This is a genomic window from Nonomuraea sp. NPDC050536 (genome assembly GCF_044457685.1).
Taxonomy (GTDB): Bacteria; Actinomycetota; Actinomycetes; order Streptosporangiales; family Streptosporangiaceae; genus Nonomuraea.
In genome coordinates, this window is record NZ_JBITHD010000007.1 from 247,535 (window position 1) to 264,946 (window position 17,412).

Annotated in this window: 17 protein-coding genes; 5 read left to right on the forward strand and 12 right to left on the reverse strand. The window is 69.0% G+C overall.

The genetic code is table 11. The annotated features are described in order from the left end of the window. Window positions 1-179: 179 nt before the first annotated feature. Window positions 180-974 carry a hypothetical protein gene (locus ACIBHX_RS22000; protein ID WP_397069021.1) on the forward strand — a complete coding sequence of 265 codons (795 nt, stop codon included), beginning with the start codon at window positions 180-182 and terminating at the stop codon, window positions 972-974. Here ACIBHX_RS22000 and ACIBHX_RS22005 read toward each other — a convergent pair. Together ACIBHX_RS22005 and ACIBHX_RS22010 are read right to left on the reverse strand one after the other, a co-directional pair. Further along, window positions 964-2,961: a glycosyltransferase family 2 protein gene (locus tag ACIBHX_RS22005; protein WP_397069022.1), complete on the reverse strand. Its 1,998-nt coding sequence runs from the start codon at window positions 2,959-2,961 to the stop codon at window positions 964-966. The genes ACIBHX_RS22000 and ACIBHX_RS22005 overlap by 11 nt on opposite strands. A 70-nt stretch (window positions 2,962-3,031) precedes the next feature. After that, on the reverse strand, window positions 3,032-3,652 hold the full coding sequence (locus tag ACIBHX_RS22010) for a lytic transglycosylase domain-containing protein (protein WP_397069023.1): 621 nt from the start codon (window positions 3,650-3,652) through the stop codon (window positions 3,032-3,034). Between the two features lie 358 nt (window positions 3,653-4,010). Between ACIBHX_RS22010 and ACIBHX_RS22015 the strand changes: the two genes are divergently transcribed. The 3 genes from ACIBHX_RS22015 to ACIBHX_RS22025 are packed head-to-tail and all read left to right on the forward strand — an operon-like array spanning window position 4,011 to window position 6,606. After that, a complete protein-coding gene (locus ACIBHX_RS22015) occupies window positions 4,011-4,685 on the forward strand; it encodes a response regulator transcription factor (protein ID WP_214325822.1) in 675 nt (224 codons plus the stop codon). Next, window positions 4,682-6,094 carry an ATP-binding protein gene (locus tag ACIBHX_RS22020; protein ID WP_397069024.1) on the forward strand — a complete coding sequence of 471 codons (1,413 nt, stop codon included), beginning with the start codon at window positions 4,682-4,684 and terminating at the stop codon, window positions 6,092-6,094. Before ACIBHX_RS22015 ends, ACIBHX_RS22020 begins: the two co-directional genes overlap by 4 nt. Next, entirely contained in the window at window positions 6,091-6,606 is a 516-nt protein-coding gene (locus ACIBHX_RS22025; RefSeq protein ID WP_397069025.1) for a hypothetical protein, read from the forward strand. Before ACIBHX_RS22020 ends, ACIBHX_RS22025 begins: the two co-directional genes overlap by 4 nt. Here the strand turns inward: ACIBHX_RS22025 and ACIBHX_RS22030 are convergent. The 10 genes from ACIBHX_RS22030 to ACIBHX_RS22075 all read right to left on the reverse strand — a co-directional run bounded on the left by ACIBHX_RS22030 (window position 6,596) and on the right by ACIBHX_RS22075 (window position 16,090). After that, window positions 6,596-7,912 carry a PhoH family protein gene (locus ACIBHX_RS22030; RefSeq protein WP_397069026.1) on the reverse strand — a complete coding sequence of 439 codons (1,317 nt, stop codon included), beginning with the start codon at window positions 7,910-7,912 and terminating at the stop codon, window positions 6,596-6,598. The genes ACIBHX_RS22025 and ACIBHX_RS22030 overlap by 11 nt on opposite strands. 186 nt (window positions 7,913-8,098) lie before the next feature. Further along, window positions 8,099-8,860, reverse strand: a complete 762-nt coding sequence (locus ACIBHX_RS22035) for an isoprenyl transferase (protein ID WP_397069028.1) — start codon at window positions 8,858-8,860, stop codon at window positions 8,099-8,101. 40 nt (window positions 8,861-8,900) lie between these two features. Next, entirely contained in the window at window positions 8,901-9,386 is a 486-nt protein-coding gene (locus ACIBHX_RS22040; protein WP_397069029.1) for a hypothetical protein, read from the reverse strand. Between the two features lie 100 nt (window positions 9,387-9,486). Then, on the reverse strand, window positions 9,487-10,305 hold the full coding sequence (locus tag ACIBHX_RS22045) for an amidohydrolase family protein (RefSeq protein ID WP_397069030.1): 819 nt from the start codon (window positions 10,303-10,305) through the stop codon (window positions 9,487-9,489). Window positions 10,306-10,332: 27 nt separating this feature from the next. Continuing rightward, window positions 10,333-11,202 carry a hypothetical protein gene (locus ACIBHX_RS22050; RefSeq protein WP_397069031.1) on the reverse strand — a complete coding sequence of 290 codons (870 nt, stop codon included), beginning with the start codon at window positions 11,200-11,202 and terminating at the stop codon, window positions 10,333-10,335. Between the two features lie 143 nt (window positions 11,203-11,345). Next, entirely contained in the window at window positions 11,346-13,139 is a 1,794-nt protein-coding gene (locus ACIBHX_RS22055) for a phosphoenolpyruvate carboxykinase (GTP) (protein ID WP_397069032.1), read from the reverse strand. Between the two features lie 192 nt (window positions 13,140-13,331). Then, complete coding sequence (locus tag ACIBHX_RS22060; RefSeq protein WP_397069033.1) at window positions 13,332-13,853, reverse strand: hypothetical protein; 522 nt, start codon at window positions 13,851-13,853, stop codon at window positions 13,332-13,334. Window positions 13,854-13,923: 70 nt separating this feature from the next. Then, window positions 13,924-15,081, reverse strand: coding sequence for a C40 family peptidase (locus ACIBHX_RS22065; protein ID WP_397069034.1), 1,158 nt, complete (start codon window positions 15,079-15,081; stop codon window positions 13,924-13,926). A 76-nt stretch (window positions 15,082-15,157) separates the two neighbouring features. Further along, entirely contained in the window at window positions 15,158-15,658 is a 501-nt protein-coding gene (greA, locus tag ACIBHX_RS22070) for a transcription elongation factor GreA (RefSeq protein WP_397069035.1), read from the reverse strand. A gap of 108 nt (window positions 15,659-15,766) precedes the next feature. After that, complete coding sequence (locus ACIBHX_RS22075; RefSeq protein WP_397069036.1) at window positions 15,767-16,090, reverse strand: DUF4307 domain-containing protein; 324 nt, start codon at window positions 16,088-16,090, stop codon at window positions 15,767-15,769. Window positions 16,091-16,317: 227 nt separating this feature from the next. Here ACIBHX_RS22075 and mca point away from each other — a divergent pair, with 227 nt between their 5' ends. Continuing rightward, a complete protein-coding gene (gene mca / locus ACIBHX_RS22080; RefSeq protein WP_397069037.1) occupies window positions 16,318-17,202 on the forward strand; it encodes a mycothiol conjugate amidase Mca in 885 nt (294 codons plus the stop codon). The last annotated feature ends 210 nt before the right edge of the window (window positions 17,203-17,412 follow it).

Here is a 17,412-nt window from a genome sequence, read left to right on the forward strand (position 1 = left end):
GGCGCCTGTCCAGGGAGACGCTCCTCCGGCGATGCATGGCCGGCCGCCGTTACGCGGCACGGGACCCAACTGGGGGGGACCACCGAGGCGGGTCCCGTGCGCCGTGGCGGCGGGCAAGTGGCATCGACTCGCCAGAAGCGCCGATCGCGGGCCCGCAACCGAAGTGCGGGCGGCGGCCGGTGGGCGGCCGTGCCGTAATAGAGCACCCGCGTGAGCAGGCACCACGACAAAATGCCTTCGCGGCCACCGACAAGGGGAACACCGGTCTGGCCTTCTACGCCGACGATCGGCGCCCCGGCGACGCCATGGCCGAGTGGAACACCCGGGTCACCCAGCTCACCCTGGCCACCAAGGCGGTCGTCAGGCAGCGGTACGGCAGGCCGCCCGCCCGCACGTTCATGGCGGGCATCTCCAACGGCGGCTACCTGGTCAGGTGGCAGCTGGAGAACCGTGGCTGGCTCTACGACGGCGGCCTGGACTGGGAGGGCACGCTCTGGCGCGTCAAGGGCGACAACCTGCTGAACTTCCTGCCCACGGCGCTGAAGGGCGACCCGGCGGCCGCGGGCTTCGCCCCGGAGTCGGAGTTCCTGTGGCCGTTCCACCGCCAGTACTACTGGGAGCTGACCCAGCGGATCTACCAGAAGGAGCTCGATCCGGCCTACAACGGCGAGCCGGCGGACTACGACTACGACGCGCGCAAGCCGTACACCGCGGTGGCGCGGATCGCGCTGACCGGCAGGATCACCAAGCCGCTGATCACGCTGCACGGCACGCTCGACTCGCTGCTGCCGATCAGCCGCGACTCCGACGTGTACGCCAGGATGGTCGGCCCGCACCGGCCGTTCCGCTACTACCGGATCGAGGGCGGCAACCACCTCGACAGCCTGGTCGACGTCTACCCGGACCGGCTCAAGCCCATCCTGCCCGCGTTCAGGAACGCCCTGGACGAGCTGGCGGCCTGGGTCAGTCCCTGAGGTAGCGGTGGCTGCCCGCGCGTGCCAGCCGCACCAGGTGCATGGCGCCCGGCACGCGGCGGGCCAGCCGCCGCAACACGGTGTCGGGGCCGTACGGCGACTGCCGCTCGGGATCGATCTCGGTCGTCGGGCAGACGGCGACCCTGCCGTGGCGCATCTCCAGCCCGAACCTGAGCCCGGTCTCGGTGTCCTCGGCGCGCAGCCACGACATCCACGCGCCGGGCCCGAGCGCGTCCCGGCCGGGCATCAGGCGCTTGACCGGCACCTTGGCCACCAGCTGGCCGGCCACCTTGCCGCGTACTCCTGGCTCGACCAGCGCGGGCACGACCAGCTCGCGTGGCCGGCCCTCGGTGTTGCGGAGCACCAGCTCTATCGGCGGGCCTCCGCTCGGCGGCACGTACGGGACGGGCAGCACGACGTAGACGTGGCCGTCCTGGCGCTTGAGGTCGGCGCCCGGCGACACCAGCGCGATCGACTCGCAGAACGAGCGCGGCTCGATGACCAGGCCGAGCTCGCCCGCGTCGCTCCAGCACGGCACGACCAGGCGCCGCCGGGGGCGCTGGGCGAGCACTCCCAGGCAGTTCAGCGGGCCCTCTGGGCGGCTGACACGGGTCCGGGCCTGGTGGGCTCCGCCGTACATGCGCACGTGCACCTCCCACTGGCCGGCGTCCAGCGGCTCGCCCAGCGCGGCGGTGCTGACGTCGAGCCTGGCCTCGCCTGCGATGATCAGGCGGACCTGGTCGCCGTCGGGGATGCGCTCCACGTGGAAGTCGACCGGCAGGAAGTGGATGACGCCGGTGTCGGCGTGGCGGACGTAGACCTCGACGCGGGCCCGCTCGACGGCCGAGGTGACGTCGGTGCTGTCGGGCGGCAACAGGTCGAGGTCGATCGCGGGAGGCGGGCACCACAGCAGCCGGTCGCCCTCGGCGCGGAACCTGGCGGGCCGGCCGCCGGCGTCCAGCACTTCGACGCTCAGCCCGAGCTCGAGCACGTGCGTCTCCCAGTGGACCTCGCGCAGGTCCGCGCGGAGCCCGGCGCGGCGTGAGGCGCTGGCCAGCGTGATCAGCTGGTCGAGCCGGCCCGCCCTGATCAGCCCGGCCACCACGCGCAGCTGCACGGGCAGGTGGCGGTCGAGCCGCTCGGGCAGGTGCGCGAGCACCAGGTCCCTGGCGATGGTGAAGTGCAGCCCCCGGTCGACGGAGGAAGCGGCGAAGCGCGGGGTCAGGAACGGGCGCAGCACGGTGGTGCGGAACCAGTAGGCGTACATGCGGTCGCGCTGGCGGCCCTCCTCGGTGTTCGCGTCGATCACGGCGAACAGCTCGAGCAGCTCGGCGGCGGCGAGCTTGGGGTCCTGCTCGTCGGTGTCCGCGGGCTCGCCCAGGTGGCAGCAGGCCTCCTCGGCCAGCACGGTCACGACCTTGGCCAGCAGGTAGGCGCGTACCGAGAAGGACTGCTCGGCGACCCGGCCGCCTTGGGTGGGGAAGCCGATCTTGTGCTGCTCGAGGAAGGACCTGCGTAGCAGCTTGTGCGGGGTCAGCAGGGTCAGCAGCCTGTCGCGCAGGATGTCGGCGCGGTCCGCGCCGGACTCGAAGGCGGCGATCGGCTGGCCGTCGTCGCGCACCAGGCGGCCGACCAGCACGTCGGCATCGGTGTCCACGGCCCTGTCGTACATGCGCACGATCGCGCCGCGGGCCAGCCGGTCGTGCTGGTCGAGCAGGTAGACGTAGGTGCCCTTGGCGGCGGACAGGCCCACGTTGCGGCCGCGCATGAGCGAGCCCGTGTGCGGCAGGTGCAGCACCCGCACGTTGCTCCGGAGCGCGGCGATCGTGTCCAGCCGCTCGGCGACGCCGTCCGTCGATCCGTCGTCGACGAAGATCACTTCGTAGTCGTCCGCGGACATCGGCTGCTCCAGGACGGAGCGGATGCACGCGTCGGCCCCGTTGCCGGGGTTGTGGACACTGACGATCACGCTGACCTTCACACCCATGCGGTCAGCGTGCGCGGTCCTACCTGATCTGACCCGGTGGCTTGCCGTTTACGGAAGCAAAGATGACCCGCTAGTACCATCCGGTGGACTGGGAGTGGCCCCAGGCTCCGCATGGCGTGCCGTAGCGGCCCTTGATATAGCCGAGCCCCCACTTGATCTGGGTGGCCGCGTTGGTCTGCCAGTCGCCACCCGCGCTGGCCATCTTGCTGCCGGGCAGGGCCTGGGCGATGCCGTAGGCGCCGGAGTAGCGGTTCATCGCCCGCTCGTTCCAGCCGCTCTCCTTGGTCCAGAGCTTCTCCAGGCAGCCCCACTGGTCCGCGCCGAAGCCGGCGGCCATCATCATCTGCTTGCCGACGGCCTTGTTGCTGCCGGGGGACGGGTTGCTGCCGGGCGGGAAGCTGCCCGTCGGGAAGCCGTTGCCGCCCGGCTTCTTCTTCGCCTGGACCCAGTCGAGGCCGTCGTCACCGCCGTCGGAGCGGCCCTTCTTCAGCTGTTCGGCCTTCCACGCCTGGACCGCCGCCTCCTTGAGCGCGTCGGTCTCAGGGTCGGGCGCATCGAGGTTGCCGCTGGCGATCTTGCCGAAGTCCTCCGGCGTGAGAGGCGTGCCGTGCGGCGCCTTGGCGTTCTCGATCGCGCGGTAGACGACGAAGCCGCCGCCGCCGAAGACCACGACCGCCGACAGACCTATCATCGCGATGCGCTTCGGGGTCAAACGCGCCGGTCGGCGGGCCGAGCGGGGGGTTTCCTGCGCGGGGCGCTCACTCAACTGCGGACCTGGGCTCACGAGCAATGAGCTTGCCCTGTCCTGGGGGGTGGTCCGCAACCGATACGGGATAATCGGTTGCCGCCCCTTTGACTAAGAGCCAGGTTGGAGGGGTGATCAGCAAACAGTGTGACTTTGGTCACACTGTTGCAGGCCCGCCCTTCGCGCCCCCGCCGAAGGGAGGACCGATTTCAGACTGCCCGTGGTTCTTTGGGATCTCGTGCGCGACATGTCACAGTTCTATGACAGAACTCGGATACGCACATCATGGAAGAATAATGTGCCCGTGGCTGGCATCCTCCTAGTTGAAGACGACCTCTCGGTCCGCACGGCTCTCGAGCTGGCGTTGACCCGGCAGGGGCACTCTGTCACGTCCTATGCCACCGGCGAGGAGGCCCTGGACCACATCCGCTCCCGCCGCCCCGAGATCGCGATCCTGGACGTCATGCTGCCAGGCATCGACGGCGTGGAGGTGTGCCGCCGGATCCGCCGCCTGGACCAGCTGCCCGTCATCCTGCTCACCGCACGCGGCGACGACCTGGACGTGGTCGTGGGCCTGGAGGCGGGCGCCGACGACTACGTGGTCAAGCCCGTCGAGCCGCGCGTGCTGGACGCCCGCATCCGTGCCATCCTGCGCAGGGCCGAGTCGGCGGCCTCCGACCGGATCTCCTTCGGCGACCTGATGATCGACCGGGGCGCCTTGAAGGTCACGCTGGCCAACAAGGAGATCCATCTGACCCCGACCGAGCTGCGGCTGCTGCTTGAGCTGGTGCGCCACCCCGGCCAGGTGCTCAACCGGCGCTACCTGCTGCGGGTCGTGTGGGACCACACGCACGTGGCCGACTCCCGGCTGGTGGACGCCTGCGTGCAGCGGGTACGCGCGAAGATCGAGCCCAAGCCGGCCGAGCCGGTGTTCATCCACACGGTTCGGGGCTTCGGCTACCGGTTCAGCCCTCCGTGAGCCGGCTGCCTTCCGGGCTGCGGGCACGCCTGGTCTTCACCTTCACGCTGGTCGCCGTGGCCGCCTCCGTCATCGTGGCCACGATCGGGTTCGAGCTGGCCAAGACCGCGCTGGTGACCCGGGCTGAGAACAGCTCGACCGACCTGGTGACCAGGGAGCTGGGCAGGATCACCTTCCCCGTCGGACGGTTGCGCCAGGGTGAGGCGGCGCCCACCACCCGCGAGCTGAGCGCGATCGGCCGGGTGCTCGACGGCCCCAACCGCAGCGTCTTCATCGAGTACGGCAACCTGACCTACGCCAACGGCCCGCTGTCGATGACCGACATCCCCAACGAGCTGTCCGGCCGGGCCAGGAGCGGAGTGGTCACCCAGCGCAAAGTGATCAAGGGTGAGCTCTGGCTCATCGTCGGCACCCCCGTCTTCCGCAAGGAGGGGACGGCAGCGGCGGAGGCCACCGGGCTGCGCGCGTTCGTCTTCTTCCCGCTGCGCGACGAGGAGCGCCAGCTCGACGCGCTGCGTGGCAAGCTCGTCCAGGGCAGCGTGTCGATCTTACTGATCGCGTTGGTGGTCGCGCTGGTGTCGGCCAGGCGGGTGCTGCTGCCGGTGCGCCGGCTCAGCGCGGCCGCGCAGGCGCTCGGGCAGGGACGGCTGGACACCCGCCTGCCCGTGCACGGGCAGGACGAGCTGGCCGAGCTGACGGCCCGTTTCAACGACGCGGCGGCGGCGCTGGAGTTGAGCGTGTCCGAGCTGCGCGCGCTCGAGGCCATGTCACGCAGGTTCGTGGCCGACGTCTCCCACGAGCTGCGTACGCCGCTGACCGCGATGACCGCGGTGGCCGACATGCTCTACGAGGAGGCCAACCACCTGCCCAAGGCTCCTGCCGAGGCGGTCAGGCTGATGCTCAACGAGGTGGCGCGGCTGCGCGAGCTGGTCGAGCACCTCATCGAGGTCAGCCGCTTCGACGCCGGCACGGCCACGCTCAACGTGGAGCCCGTCAACGTGGCCGACGCCATCCAGGACTGCCTGGAGATGCGCGGCTGGAACGACGGGGTGCGGGTCAACGCCTCGCAGAGCCTGACCGTCAACCTCGACCCGAGGCGGTTCGACGTGATCGTGGCCAACCTGGTGGGCAACGCGCTCAAGCACGGGCTGCCCCCTGTCCTGATCGGCGCCAGAGGTACCGAGAACGGGCTGGAGGTGAAGGTGCGCGACCACGGGCAGGGGATCCCGCCCGAGGCGCTGCCGCACGTGTTCGACCGCTTCTTCAAGGCGGGCGCGCGCGGCCGCAGCCAGGGCAGCGGGCTCGGGCTGTCCATCGTGCGGGCCAACGTGCACCTGCACGGCGGCACCATCTCGGTGCGCCCGCAGGATCCCGGGACGCTCTTCACGGTCTGGCTTCCGCACCAATGAACGCCCGACGGATGCTGGCTGCCGTACTGCTGCTCCTGGTGGCGGGATGCGGCATCACGCCCACAGACGTGACGGATCGCGGCAGGCCGCCCACGATCGAGATCCCGCCGCCCACCAAGACGATCTTCCTGCTCAAGGACGGCAAGCTCATCCTGCAGCCGGCCGACGTCGACTCCGACACGGTCGGCAGCCTGCTCACCGCGCTGTTCGACGCCTCCACCGCCTCGCTGGGCGACCTCGACACCGCGCTGCGCGGCTTCACCCTGGAAGGCATCGAGGACTCGCTGAACCCCATCCAGCGCGACGAGATCCAGCTGCCCAGGACCTCGACGCTGACGGTCTACGTCAAGGGCGACGGCAGTCTGACCCGCCTGGCCAAGGCGCAGATCGTCTGTACGGCGCAGCAGGACGCCGCCTTCGAGCAGGTGCGTGTCATCCACCAGTACGAAAACCGCCCCTCCAGGTCGGAAGGGCGGTTCACGTGCGCGGACCTCAAGCCCGCTACAGGTTGATGTCCTCCAGCATTTCGGTCACCAGCGCCGCGATCGGCGAGCGCTCCGACCGGGTCAGCGTCACGTGCGCGAACAGCGGGTGGCCCTTGAGCTTCTCCACCACCGCGACCACGCCGTCGTGCCGCCCGACCCGCAGGTTGTCGCGCTGAGCGATGTCGTGGGTGAGCACCACGCGGGAGTTGGCGCCGATCCGGCTCAGCACCGTGAGCAGGACGCCGCGCTCCAGCGACTGCGCCTCGTCCACGACCACGAACGCGTCGTGCAGCGACCGGCCGCGGATGTGGGTGAGCGGGAGGACCTCCAGCATGCCGCGTTCCAGCACCTCCTCGATCACCTCGGGCGAGGTGACGGCGCCGAGCGTGTCGTAGACGGCCTGCGCCCACGGGCCCATCTTCTCGCCCTCGGAGCCGGGCAGGTAGCCGAGCTCCTGCCCGCCGACCGCGTACAGCGGGCGGAAGACGATCACCTTGCGGTGCTGGCGGCGCTCCAGGACGGCCTCCAGGCCAGCGCACAGAGCCAGCGCGGACTTGCCGGTGCCGGCCCTGCCGCCCAGCGACACGATGCCGATCTCCGGGTCCATCAGCAGCTCGAGCGCGATGCGCTGCTCGGCGGAGCGGCCGTGCAGGCCGAACACCTCGCGGTCGCCGCGCACCAGCTTCACCGACTTGTCCGGCAGCACCCTGCCCAGCGCGGAGCCCTTGTTGGACAGCAGCCGCAGGCCGGTGTGCGCCGGCAGGTCCCTGGCCTCGTCCAGGTCGGCGGTGCCGTGCTCGAAGAGCGTCTCCACGTCGTCGGTGGTGACCTGGACCTCGGACATGCCCGTCCAGCCCGACTCGACCACCAGCTCGGCACGGTACTCCTCGGCCGACAGGCCGATCGAGGCCGCCTTGACCCGCATGGGCAGGTCCTTGGACACCAGCACCACGTCGCAACCCTCGGCGGCCAGCGAACGGGCCACGGTCAGGATGCGGGTGTCGTTGTCGCCCAAACGGAATCCGGCGGGCAAGATGGACGGGTCGCTGTGGTTGAGCTCGACCCTGATCGTGCCATCCCCCGTCGGCATCGGCTCGTCCAGCCGGCCGTACTGGACCCGCAGGTCGTCCAAGTAGCGCAAGGCCTTGCGGGCGAAGTAACCGAGTTCAGGATGGTGCCGCTTACCCTCCAACTCCGTGATCACCACGATCGGGAGCACGACCTCGTGCTCGGCGAACCTGGTCATCGCCGCCGGGTCGGCTAGCAGAACCGAGGTGTCCAGCACATAGGTGCGCTTGGCGGGGCTGGTCGGGTTGCTCGAGGACACTGCCACACGTTCTCCCCCGGGCGCCCATGGGGATCGGCGCCCTGCAGACGAGGTGGGAATCGGACCGGGCCCGTGCCTACGAGGAGGCCGGATCCGGCCCTCCTCGGCAGGTGAGTGTGCAAAGGCGGGCCCTCTCCGAAGCGTCCGGCCTGTGACCGGTCGCTTCCAACGCTACGTCCTGAATACCCACAATCAGGAGCCGTAACGCCGGTGTCTCGCGGCGTAGTCGCGCAGTGCCCGCAAGAAGTCGACCCTGCGGAAATCCGGCCAGTATGCCTCGTGGAAGTAGAACTCGGAATGAGCGCTCTGCCAGAGCATGAAGCCGGAAAGCCGCTGCTCACCGCTGGTGCGGATGAGCAGGTCGGGGTCTGGCTGGCCGCGAGTGTAGAGATGCTCCGCGATGTGCTCCACATCCAGAACCTCCACGAGGTCCTCGATGCTCGCCCCCTTGCTGGCGTGCTCCTGGAGGAGTGAGCGCACCGCATCGGCAATCTCACGTCTTCCTCCATACCCAACTGCAACGTTCACAATCAGGCCGGGACGGTGTGATGTCACTTCTTTTGCATTTTTCAGGACATTCGCCGTCCTGTCGGGCAGGAGGTCAAGCGCGCCGACGGGGCTGATCCGCCACCCCTCCTCCACCAGCTCCTGCGTCACGTCCTCGATGATGCGCAGCAGCGGCTCCAGCTCGTCCTTGGGCCGGTTGAGGTTGTCACTTGACAGCATCCAGACGGTGACGACCTCCACCCCCGTCTCGCGACACCAGCCGAGCAGCTCGGAGATCTTGTCGGCCCCCTTACGGTGGCCGCTCGCGACGTCTCGCATGCCCATGGCCCGAGCCCACCGGCGGTTGCCGTCGATGATGACCCCGACGTGCCGGGGGACGCTGTCCCTGGACAGCTTGGCCTCCAGCCGGTGCTCGTACAGCCGGTAGACCAGATCGCGCAGGCCCACGGAGTGTCCCTCCCCAGACGGATGACCCAACAGGTCATTATCACCGCCTTTCGCCCCTGCCTGCCCCCTCAACGGGATTCCTGGCCAGGTTCCTGCCACCCAGGCAGCCCTCCGCTTCGGTGACCAGGCCACGGACGAATGCGGCCAGCTCGGACGAGGTCAGCACGGCACGCATGCCGACCCCGCCAGCGCCCCACGCTTCCACGAAGGCTCTGCGCGTGACGCGCCACTCGCCGAGATTCTCCTGCCCAGGAACCCAGACGGGAATCGTCCTGAGCTGGCAGCGCAGCTCTCCCCCGCCGATCGCGCCCGATCTCGTGCGGTAGCGGAAGGAGAAAAGCTCGCTGTCAGGCTCCTCGTCAGGGAAGCGGTCGTCGGGGTCGGGCCACAGCCGCGACTCGCCCCGGCCCTCGCGGGCCTCGTCCACGCCGCGTGCCAGCCGCGCCAGGAACCAGCCGCACCGCTCCCCGACAATCCCGTACGGCGTGCCGTCGCGACGCAGCTCGAGCGTGATCTCGTACGGCATGCCGACGCTGTCGGTGCACGGTATCGGCGTAACGGTCAGGTAAGAGCCATCCACACAGCGTAGTCCCCCCACCTGGGAGAGATTTCCGCCCCAAAGCCCGCTAAACCCCGTAGAAACGGGCGGCGGTCCTGGTGAAGACCTCGTCGGCGTCGCCCAGCAGTTCGCGGGCCGTGCGGAGCACGGTCTGGTAGTCGGCCGCCTGCAGGGCCACCGGCCAGTCGCTGCCGAACATCAGCCGTTCCGGGCAGAACACCTCGACCGCATGCTCGACGTAGGGCCGCAGGTCGGCCACGGTCCAGCGCTCGTGGTCGGCCTCGGTGACCAGGCCCGACACCTTGGCGTAGACGTTCGGGCAGGCCGCGGCCCTGCGCAGCAGGGTGGCCCAGGGCTCGAGCTCGCCGTCCTTGATGCGCGGCTTGGACAGGTGGTCGATGACCAGCTTCAGCGTGGGGTGGCGTTCGGCCAGCGTGACCACGTGCTCCAGGTGGCGGGGCAGCAGCGACACCACGTCGAAGGGCAGGCCGGCCTCGGCCAGCAGGCCCAGCGACTCCAGGACCGCGGGCCGCACCACCCAGTCGGGATCCGGCTCGTCGTGGATGAGGTGACGGACGCCGACAAACTTCGGATGTTTCCGATATTTCGTGATTGCGTCCGAGGCCTGCGCCGGATCGGTCAGCGGGACCCAGCCGACCACGCCGCGGACGAAGTCGTGGGCGTCGGCCTGGGCAAGCATCAGGTCGGTGTCGGCGGTGGAGTTGGCCGCCTGTACCAGGATCGTGCCGGTCACACCCGCGGCCGCGAGCTCGGGCGCCAGGTCCTCGGGCGCGTAGGTGCGGTAGAGGATGCCCGCCTCGGGCGTCAGCCACGGGTAGGAGCCCTGCTCCAGGTCCCAGAAGTGCTGGTGCGCGTCGACAATCACCCAGCAAACCTAGGATGTCTAGATGTATCAGAGCAAGGGGTGCCAGCCGTGCTCGCGCCAGCCCGGCGGCTGGTGCCACTCCGTCCAGCCGTAGCCGCCGCGCCCGTCCTGCGCGGTGAAGCGGCACAGGGCGCGCGAGAACTCGGCCTTCACGCCCTCGGGCGAGGTCAGCGTCACGGGCGCGAACGCGATCGGCGTCACGATCGTGGTCATCCGCGGAAACTCCAGCCGCGCCTCCACCGGCTGGTCGCCCTCGAAGTCGCCGGCGATGGCGAACCCGCCGGCGTGCTCGAGCGCCCCTCCCGGCGTGACCGTGAAGGCCGGCCAGGGCAGCGGCAGGCCGACGTTGGCCTGCATGCCGTGCACGAACGTGCCGTCCCCCAGCCGTCCGCTGCTCCAGGTCCAGGAGACCGACCACCAGTCGCGCATGCCCCAGCTGTGGTCGCGCTCGCCGTGCCCCTCGAACGGCCTGCCGTTGACCGTGCCGCTCACCAGGCACGGGATCTCGTAGCGGGGCGTCAGCGAGTAGCCGTAGACCCCGCCCACCGTCTGCCACCTGAGATCCAGCTCGAGATCCTGGGCGCGCAGGGTCACGCGGGCGGTTTCGAGTGGTTTCTCCACGCCCATGGTCGCCGTGTACTCCGTGCCGGATATTTCCAGATCCGCACTCGGCAGCGGCGCCGCGTTGTCCACGAGCAGCACCGTCGGGCGATTCCGTCCGACCAGGCAGGCCCAGTACCAGGCCCTGTTCCAGTTCGGGTAAATCCCCAGCCGGATGTATCCGGCTAAGGATCCATCTGATGTCGTGAAGTCGAAATAATACGACTCATTCCAGAGCCGATCGCTGTCCGGCTGGTGCAGCGCCTCGTCCCGCGCGCCGATTGCCCATTCCGCCATATTCAAGACCCGCACCCGGATATTTCATCATTCAGTACGGCGGGTCCGCGAGCCTCCCGGAGGCAGCAGTTCCTCCGGGAGGCGTGAAACGGCGAGCGGCCCGGCAGCGGTGTCGACCACGCGCGCCGGGCCGCGGGAGTTCCCTAGGCGAGCCGGTCCTGGAGGGCGTTGTACTCCTCCCACAGCTCCTTGGGCAGGTGGCTGCCGAACTTCTCGAAGTGCGCCGGGATCAGCGCCGCCTCCTCGCGCCACACCTCGGTGTCGACGCTGAGCAGCGTGTGCAGGTCCTCCTCGGCGAGCTCGAGCCCGTCGGTGTCGAGCGACTCGGGCAGCAGCCCGATGGGCGTCTGGACGGCGGCAGCCGTACCGTTGAGCCGCTCGACGATCCACTTGAGCACGCGGCTGTTCTCGCCGAAGCCGGGCCAGATGAAGCGGCCTTCGGCGTTCTTGCGGAACCAGTTGACGTAGAAGATGCGCGGCAGCCGCGCGCCCTGGCGGCGCCCGATCTCCAGCCAGTGGCCGAAGTAGTCGCCCATGTTGTAGCCGCAGAACGGCAGCATGGCGAACGGGTCGTAACGCAGCTCACCCACCTTGCCCTCAGCCGCGGCGGTCTTCTCGGAGGCGACGTTGGCTCCGAGGAAGACGCCGTGCTGCCAGCTCAGCGACTCGGTGACCAGCGGCACCGCGGTGGCGCGGCGGCCGCCGAACAGGATCGCCGAGATGGGCACGCCCTTGGGGTCCTGCCATTCGGGAGCGATGGTCGGGCACTGCCCGGCAGGGGTGGTGAAGCGGGCGTTGGGGTGAGCTGCGGGCTCTGCGGATCCGGGCGTCCAGGAACGCCCCTTCCAGTCGGTCAGGTGGGCGGGCGGGGTGTCGGTGAGCCCCTCCCACCACACGTCGCCGTCGTCGGTGAGGGCGACGTTGGTGAAGATGCTGTTGCCCCACAGCGTCTTGATCGCATTGGCGTTGGTGACCTCGCCGGTGCCGGGGGCGACGCCGAAGAAGCCGGCCTCCGGGTTGATGGCGTACAGCTGCCCGTCGGCGCCGAAGCGCATCCAGGCGATGTCGTCACCGACCGTCTCGACCTTCCAGCCGGGGATCGTGGGCTGCAGCATGGCCAGGTTGGTCTTGCCGCAGGCGCTGGGGAAGGCGGCGGCGATGTAGCGCACCTCGCCGGAGGGCGGCGTGAGCTTGAGGATGAGCATGTGCTCGGCCATCCAGCCCTCGTCGCGGGCCATCACGCTGGCGATGCGCAGGGCGTAGCACTTCTTGCCGAGCAGCGCGTTGCCGCCGTAGCCCGAGCCGTAGGACCAGATCTCGCGGGTCTCGGGGAAGTGGCTGATGTACTTGGTGTCGCTGCACGGCCAGGCGACGTCCTGCTGCCCCGGCTGCAGCGGCGCGCCGACGGAGTGGACGGCCTTGACGAACTCGCCCCTCTTCTCGATCTCGGCCAGCGCCTTCGCGCCCATGCGCGTCATGATCTTCATCGACACCACCACGTAGGGCGAGTCGGTGATCTCGACGCCGAGCTGGGAGATATCCCCGCCCAGCGGGCCCATGCAGAACGGGACGACGTACATCGTGCGGCCGCGCATGCAGCCGCTGAACAGCTCGCCGAAGGTGGCGCGCATCTCGTCTGGAGCGATCCAGTTGTTCGTCGGCCCTGCGTCCTGCTCACGCTCGGAGCAGATGTACGTGCGGTCCTCTACCCTGGCGACGTCGCTCGGGTCGGACTTGGCGTAGAAGCTGTTGGGCCGCTTGGCCAGACGGGCGAACGTGCCCTGCTCCACGAGCAGGTTCGTCAGGCGCGTCCACTCCTCCTCCGAGCCGTCGCACCACTCGATCCTGTCGGGCTGGGTCAGGGCGGCGATCTCACGCACCCAGGCGACCAAATCGGCATTGGCCGTCGGCGCGGGAACTTCCACGGAAACGGACACGGCTGTGGCTCCTCCACTCTTTCGCGGGCCCAAACATCATTAACGACGACGACGCCGGAAAGCCAATTGGCATAGACCTGTCGTCGCAGGCTGTGGGCCTGATGATTGGTGGAGCCTACCCATGGAGCGGCGATTTAAAGAATCGTCCCCATGGTCTAAACCAATTTCTTCAGTGGTTTACACCAATCGGGTTTATGAATTCACGTCCGGACCTGCGGAACGCACGCGATCCACGTGCTGCAGCGCGTCGCGCAGTTCGCCGAGCCACGTGTCGGTGTGCTTGCCGACCAGGCGCACGCACCAGGCGAGCGCGTCGCTGCGGCTCCTGGCCACGCCGGCGGCCACGAGCGTGTCGAGCACCTGACGCTCGGACTGCCGCAACCGGGTCATCACGGGCACCGACAGCGTGGTGAACATCACTGTCTCGCCGCCGCACTCGACGCCCCACGACACCTTCTGGCGGAAGCGGCGCTCGGCCTCCTTGGCGATCTCGACGCGACGCTCGCGCGTCTCCTCCCTGAACCGCCTGACCAGGCCCTCGACCAGGGCAGCACGCTCGGCCTCCGACCCCTCGGACTGGGGCTCGGACAGCGTGCCGATGACGGCGATCTCCTCGCGGTCTCTGATGATCTGCGGCGCCCCGGTGAACCAGCCCTCGGGCAGGCGGCCGGTGAACCAGCCCCGCACTTGCTCTGTTGCTTCTTCGCTTTCCATGTAATCAACATTACATCGTTGCCGGCGACAGGGAACGGACAGATAGGAGGGTCTTGCCCGGAGGGAAGTACTAACGCACCCGCGCGGCGGCGACCGGGCTCACCCGGACCACGCCCGCCAGACCCCGCGTCGGGATCGGCGCGAACTTCACCACGTCTCCGGTGTGCGGGGCGTGCAGCATCTTGCCGTCGCCCCAGTAGATCGACACGTGGGAGATGTAGTCGGGGTTGGTGGGGTCCCACCGCCAGAACAGCAGGTCGCCAGGCTGCGCCTGGGAGAGCGGCACCTGCGGCCCGGTCAGCCACTGCTGGTCGGTGACCCGCGGCATGCGGACCCCGGCTCGACCGTAGGCCCACTGGACCAGGCCCGAGCAGTCGAAGGTCTCGGGGCCCTCGGCGCCCCACACGTACGGCCGGCCCAGCTTGGACACGGCCGCTTGGAGCGCCGCGGTCAGCTGCCCGGCCGACATCAGCGTGCCGGTCGGCCAGTTCTGCGTCCTGGTCTGCGGCGCGGGGAGAACCGGGTTGACCAGCGCGACCTGGGAGCCCTTCGGCAGCACCTTGCGCAGCGCGTTGCGCAGCCGCAGGGAGTCGGCGTCGGGGGCGCTGATGATGAGCGCGTTGTCGCGCGGCAGGCCCAGGGTGCGCCCGGTCTGCTTGGACACCACGGCGTCGATGGCGCCGAACCCGGTCGTGGCGTAGGCGCCGATGCGCAACTGCCCGACGGGCGCCGAGACCCGGCTGTGCAGGGCCAGCCCGCCATCATTGCCCAGCACGAACGACACGGCCACGTCGCCGGCGGCCACGTTGGCCCACAGCGCGTCCGAGGCGGCGGTCACCCGCGGGGTGTAGGCGCGAAAGCTCGAGGGATTGACGGCCAGGGTCTGCACCCGCTTACGGTCCAGCATGATCGAGGCTGCGTCGGCGAGCTCCAGCGCCCGCACGCCGCGCAGCTTGGCCACCTTGCGCAGCAGCGGCGTGGTGAACGGCTTGCGGGTGACCACGAACAGATTGGGCTTGTGCAACTGCCCGAGCGGTGACACCGGCTCGTTGTGTTTGCTCTCGGCCACCAGGCTCTGCGTCGGAGCGGGCCGGGGGTGTAAGGGGCGGGACACCTGCGGGATCTCGGGTTGCAGCAGGAGTAACAGGTCCGTGGTGAGCACCACGACCAGCGTGATCACGATGAACGGCACCAGCCGTCGCGGGTCGCGCCGCTTCCTCGACTTCACTAGGAAGGCCAGATCCTGGGAGATCGCGAAAGAGCCGCCGGACCCTCCAGGGCCCGGCGGGTCGTTCTTACGAAGATCAGTTGCCGATATAGGGCACTGCCTCGAGAATCTCGACGGTGTTCTGACGGCCGTTCGGCATGGAGTAGGTCGCCTTCTCGCCGATCTTCTTGCCGTTGATCGCCGCGCCCAGCGGGGACTTGGGCGAGTACACGTCGATCGGGGCGCCGCTCTCCTCACGCGAGGCGAGCAGGAAGGTCACCTCGTCGTCATCACCGACGAACCGGATGGTCACGGTCATCCCCGGACCGACGACGCCCTCGGTCTTCGGAGCCTCCCCCACCTGGGCGTTGTCGAGGATCTGCCGGAGGTGGAAGATCCGGGCCTCCATCTTGCCCTGCTCGTCCTTGGCCGCGTGGTAGCCGCCGTTCTCTTTGAGGTCGCCCTCCTCACGGGCGGCCTCGATCTTCTTGGCGATGTCGACGCGCCCTGGGCCGGAGAGATACTCGTACTCCGCCTTCAGGCGGTCGTACGCCTCCTGCGTCAGCCAGGTGACGTTCTCATCGCGAGAGTCGGCCACGGGTTCTCCTTGCTTGCCTAGGGGGCCCTGGGATCACTTGGGGTCACGTCCTGTCGAATTGCGAAAGGCTAACAAGTTAACCGGTCGAACGCTTCCCCAAATGTCTCACTATACGAGATTGCAGTACTGGATGTGGACGGAAGTCGCCTGGGCACTCGTGTCGAGGCGTTCCTTGAGCGTCTTAGTACCCTCACCTGGCGGAATTCTTACTTCCTTGGTGCCCACTTCCGCGTGGTCGACGTCCGTCGCCCGGATCCGGCACACCGCCGTACGCTCCTCCGGCTTGTCCACCTCAAAGGTGATCTCAACCTGATCGGCCCGATTCACATCGAAGGAAATGATCTGGTTGCTCACCCCGGTACTGCTGCCCGTCATCGACCACATCACGTAGCCCCAGCCGCCCGCCACGATGGCGACGAGCACACCGATCACCAGGTGCACCACGAGCCGCCCACTGCGCCGTGGACGGTCGGGGAAGTCGTCGGGGGTGCCGAGAACGGGCCCGTTCCCGACATCTCTCGTGGCCATGGCGGAATCTCCCTGCACTTCCTCGGCGTTATCCGAGACAATTGTCGCTCGTGCGGGCCCCGCTCACGAACTGGGCCCTCGCGCGCGAGCTAAAACTAAGTGATAGGTCCGACTGAGGAGACATCGAGCCCGTGAGTGCACCGCTGAGGCTGATGGCCGTCCACGCCCACCCCGACGACGAGTCGAGCAAGGGTGCCGCCACCATGGCGCGCTACGTGCGCGAAGGCGTCGACGTGCTGGTGTGCACGCTGACGGGTGGCGAACGCGGCTCCGTCTTGAACCCGAAGATGGACAGGCCCGAGGTCGTGGCCAACATCGCCGAGATCCGCAAGGCCGAGATGGACAAGGCACGCGAGATCCTGGGCGTGCAGCAGCGTTTCCTCGGTTTCGTCGACTCCGGCCTGCCGGAGAGCGAGGACGAGGAGCTGCCTGAGGGCTGCTTCGCGTTGCAGAAGCTGGAGGACGCCTCGGCTCCCCTGGTGGCGGCCGTGCGCGAGTTCCGCCCGCACGTGATCATCACCTATGACGACGACGGCGGCTACCCGCACCCCGACCACATCATGACCAACCGCGTCTCGATCGAGGCGTTCGAGGCCGCCGGCGACCCCGACCGCTACCCCGGCACGGGCGAGCCCTGGCAGCCGCTCAAGCTCTACTACCAGATGGGCTTCCACCGGGCGCGCTTCGAGGCGCTGCACGAGGCGATGACGGCGCGCGGCATGGGCTCGCCGTACGCCGACTGGATCTCCCGCTGGGAGGACCGCCCGCAGAAGTGGCCGGTCACCACCAAGGTGCCGTGCGCCGAGTACTTCGAGATCCGCGACAGGGCGCTGCTGGCGCACGCCACGCAGATCGACCCCGACGGCTGGTTCTTCTCCTGCCCGCGCGAGGTCCAGCAGGAGATCTGGCCCACCGAGGACTACCACCTGGCCCGCACGCTCGTCGACACCTCCCTGCCGGAAGATGATCTTTTTGCCGGGATCCACGCCGACGACGTCACTCCTGCCTGCAATTAACCCTCCCGTACGGCGCCCGAGACCGGCCTGGGGGGTCACGCCTTGTCCGCTCCAGGCGGGTTGGGTGCGCCGTGACGGCGAGGAAGTGTCACCGACTCGCCGGAAGCGCCGGTCGCGGGTCCTGAGCCGGAGTGCGGCGGGCGGCCTGTGGCGGCGGCTGGGCCGTACAAAAGCACAGCAAAACAGCCGGTGCATCGACCGACGCAGCGA

Bases quoted from the DNA above. Each gene is read 5' to 3' on its own strand.
- ACIBHX_RS22010 (WP_397069023.1), bottom strand. From the start codon at position 3,652: ATGATAGGTCTGTCGGCGGTCGTGGTCTTCGGCGGCGGCGGCTTCGTC.
- ACIBHX_RS22005 (WP_397069022.1), bottom strand. From the start codon at position 2,961: ATGGGTGTGAAGGTCAGCGTGATCGTCAGTGTCCACAACCCCGGCAAC.
- ACIBHX_RS22040 (WP_397069029.1), bottom strand. From the start codon at position 9,386: ATGCCGTACGAGATCACGCTCGAGCTGCGTCGCGACGGCACGCCGTAC.
- ACIBHX_RS22025 (WP_397069025.1), top strand. From the start codon at position 6,091: ATGAACGCCCGACGGATGCTGGCTGCCGTACTGCTGCTCCTGGTGGCG.
- ACIBHX_RS22060 (WP_397069033.1), bottom strand. From the start codon at position 13,853: ATGGAAAGCGAAGAAGCAACAGAGCAAGTGCGGGGCTGGTTCACCGGC.
- ACIBHX_RS22050 (WP_397069031.1), bottom strand. From the start codon at position 11,202: ATGGCGGAATGGGCAATCGGCGCGCGGGACGAGGCGCTGCACCAGCCG.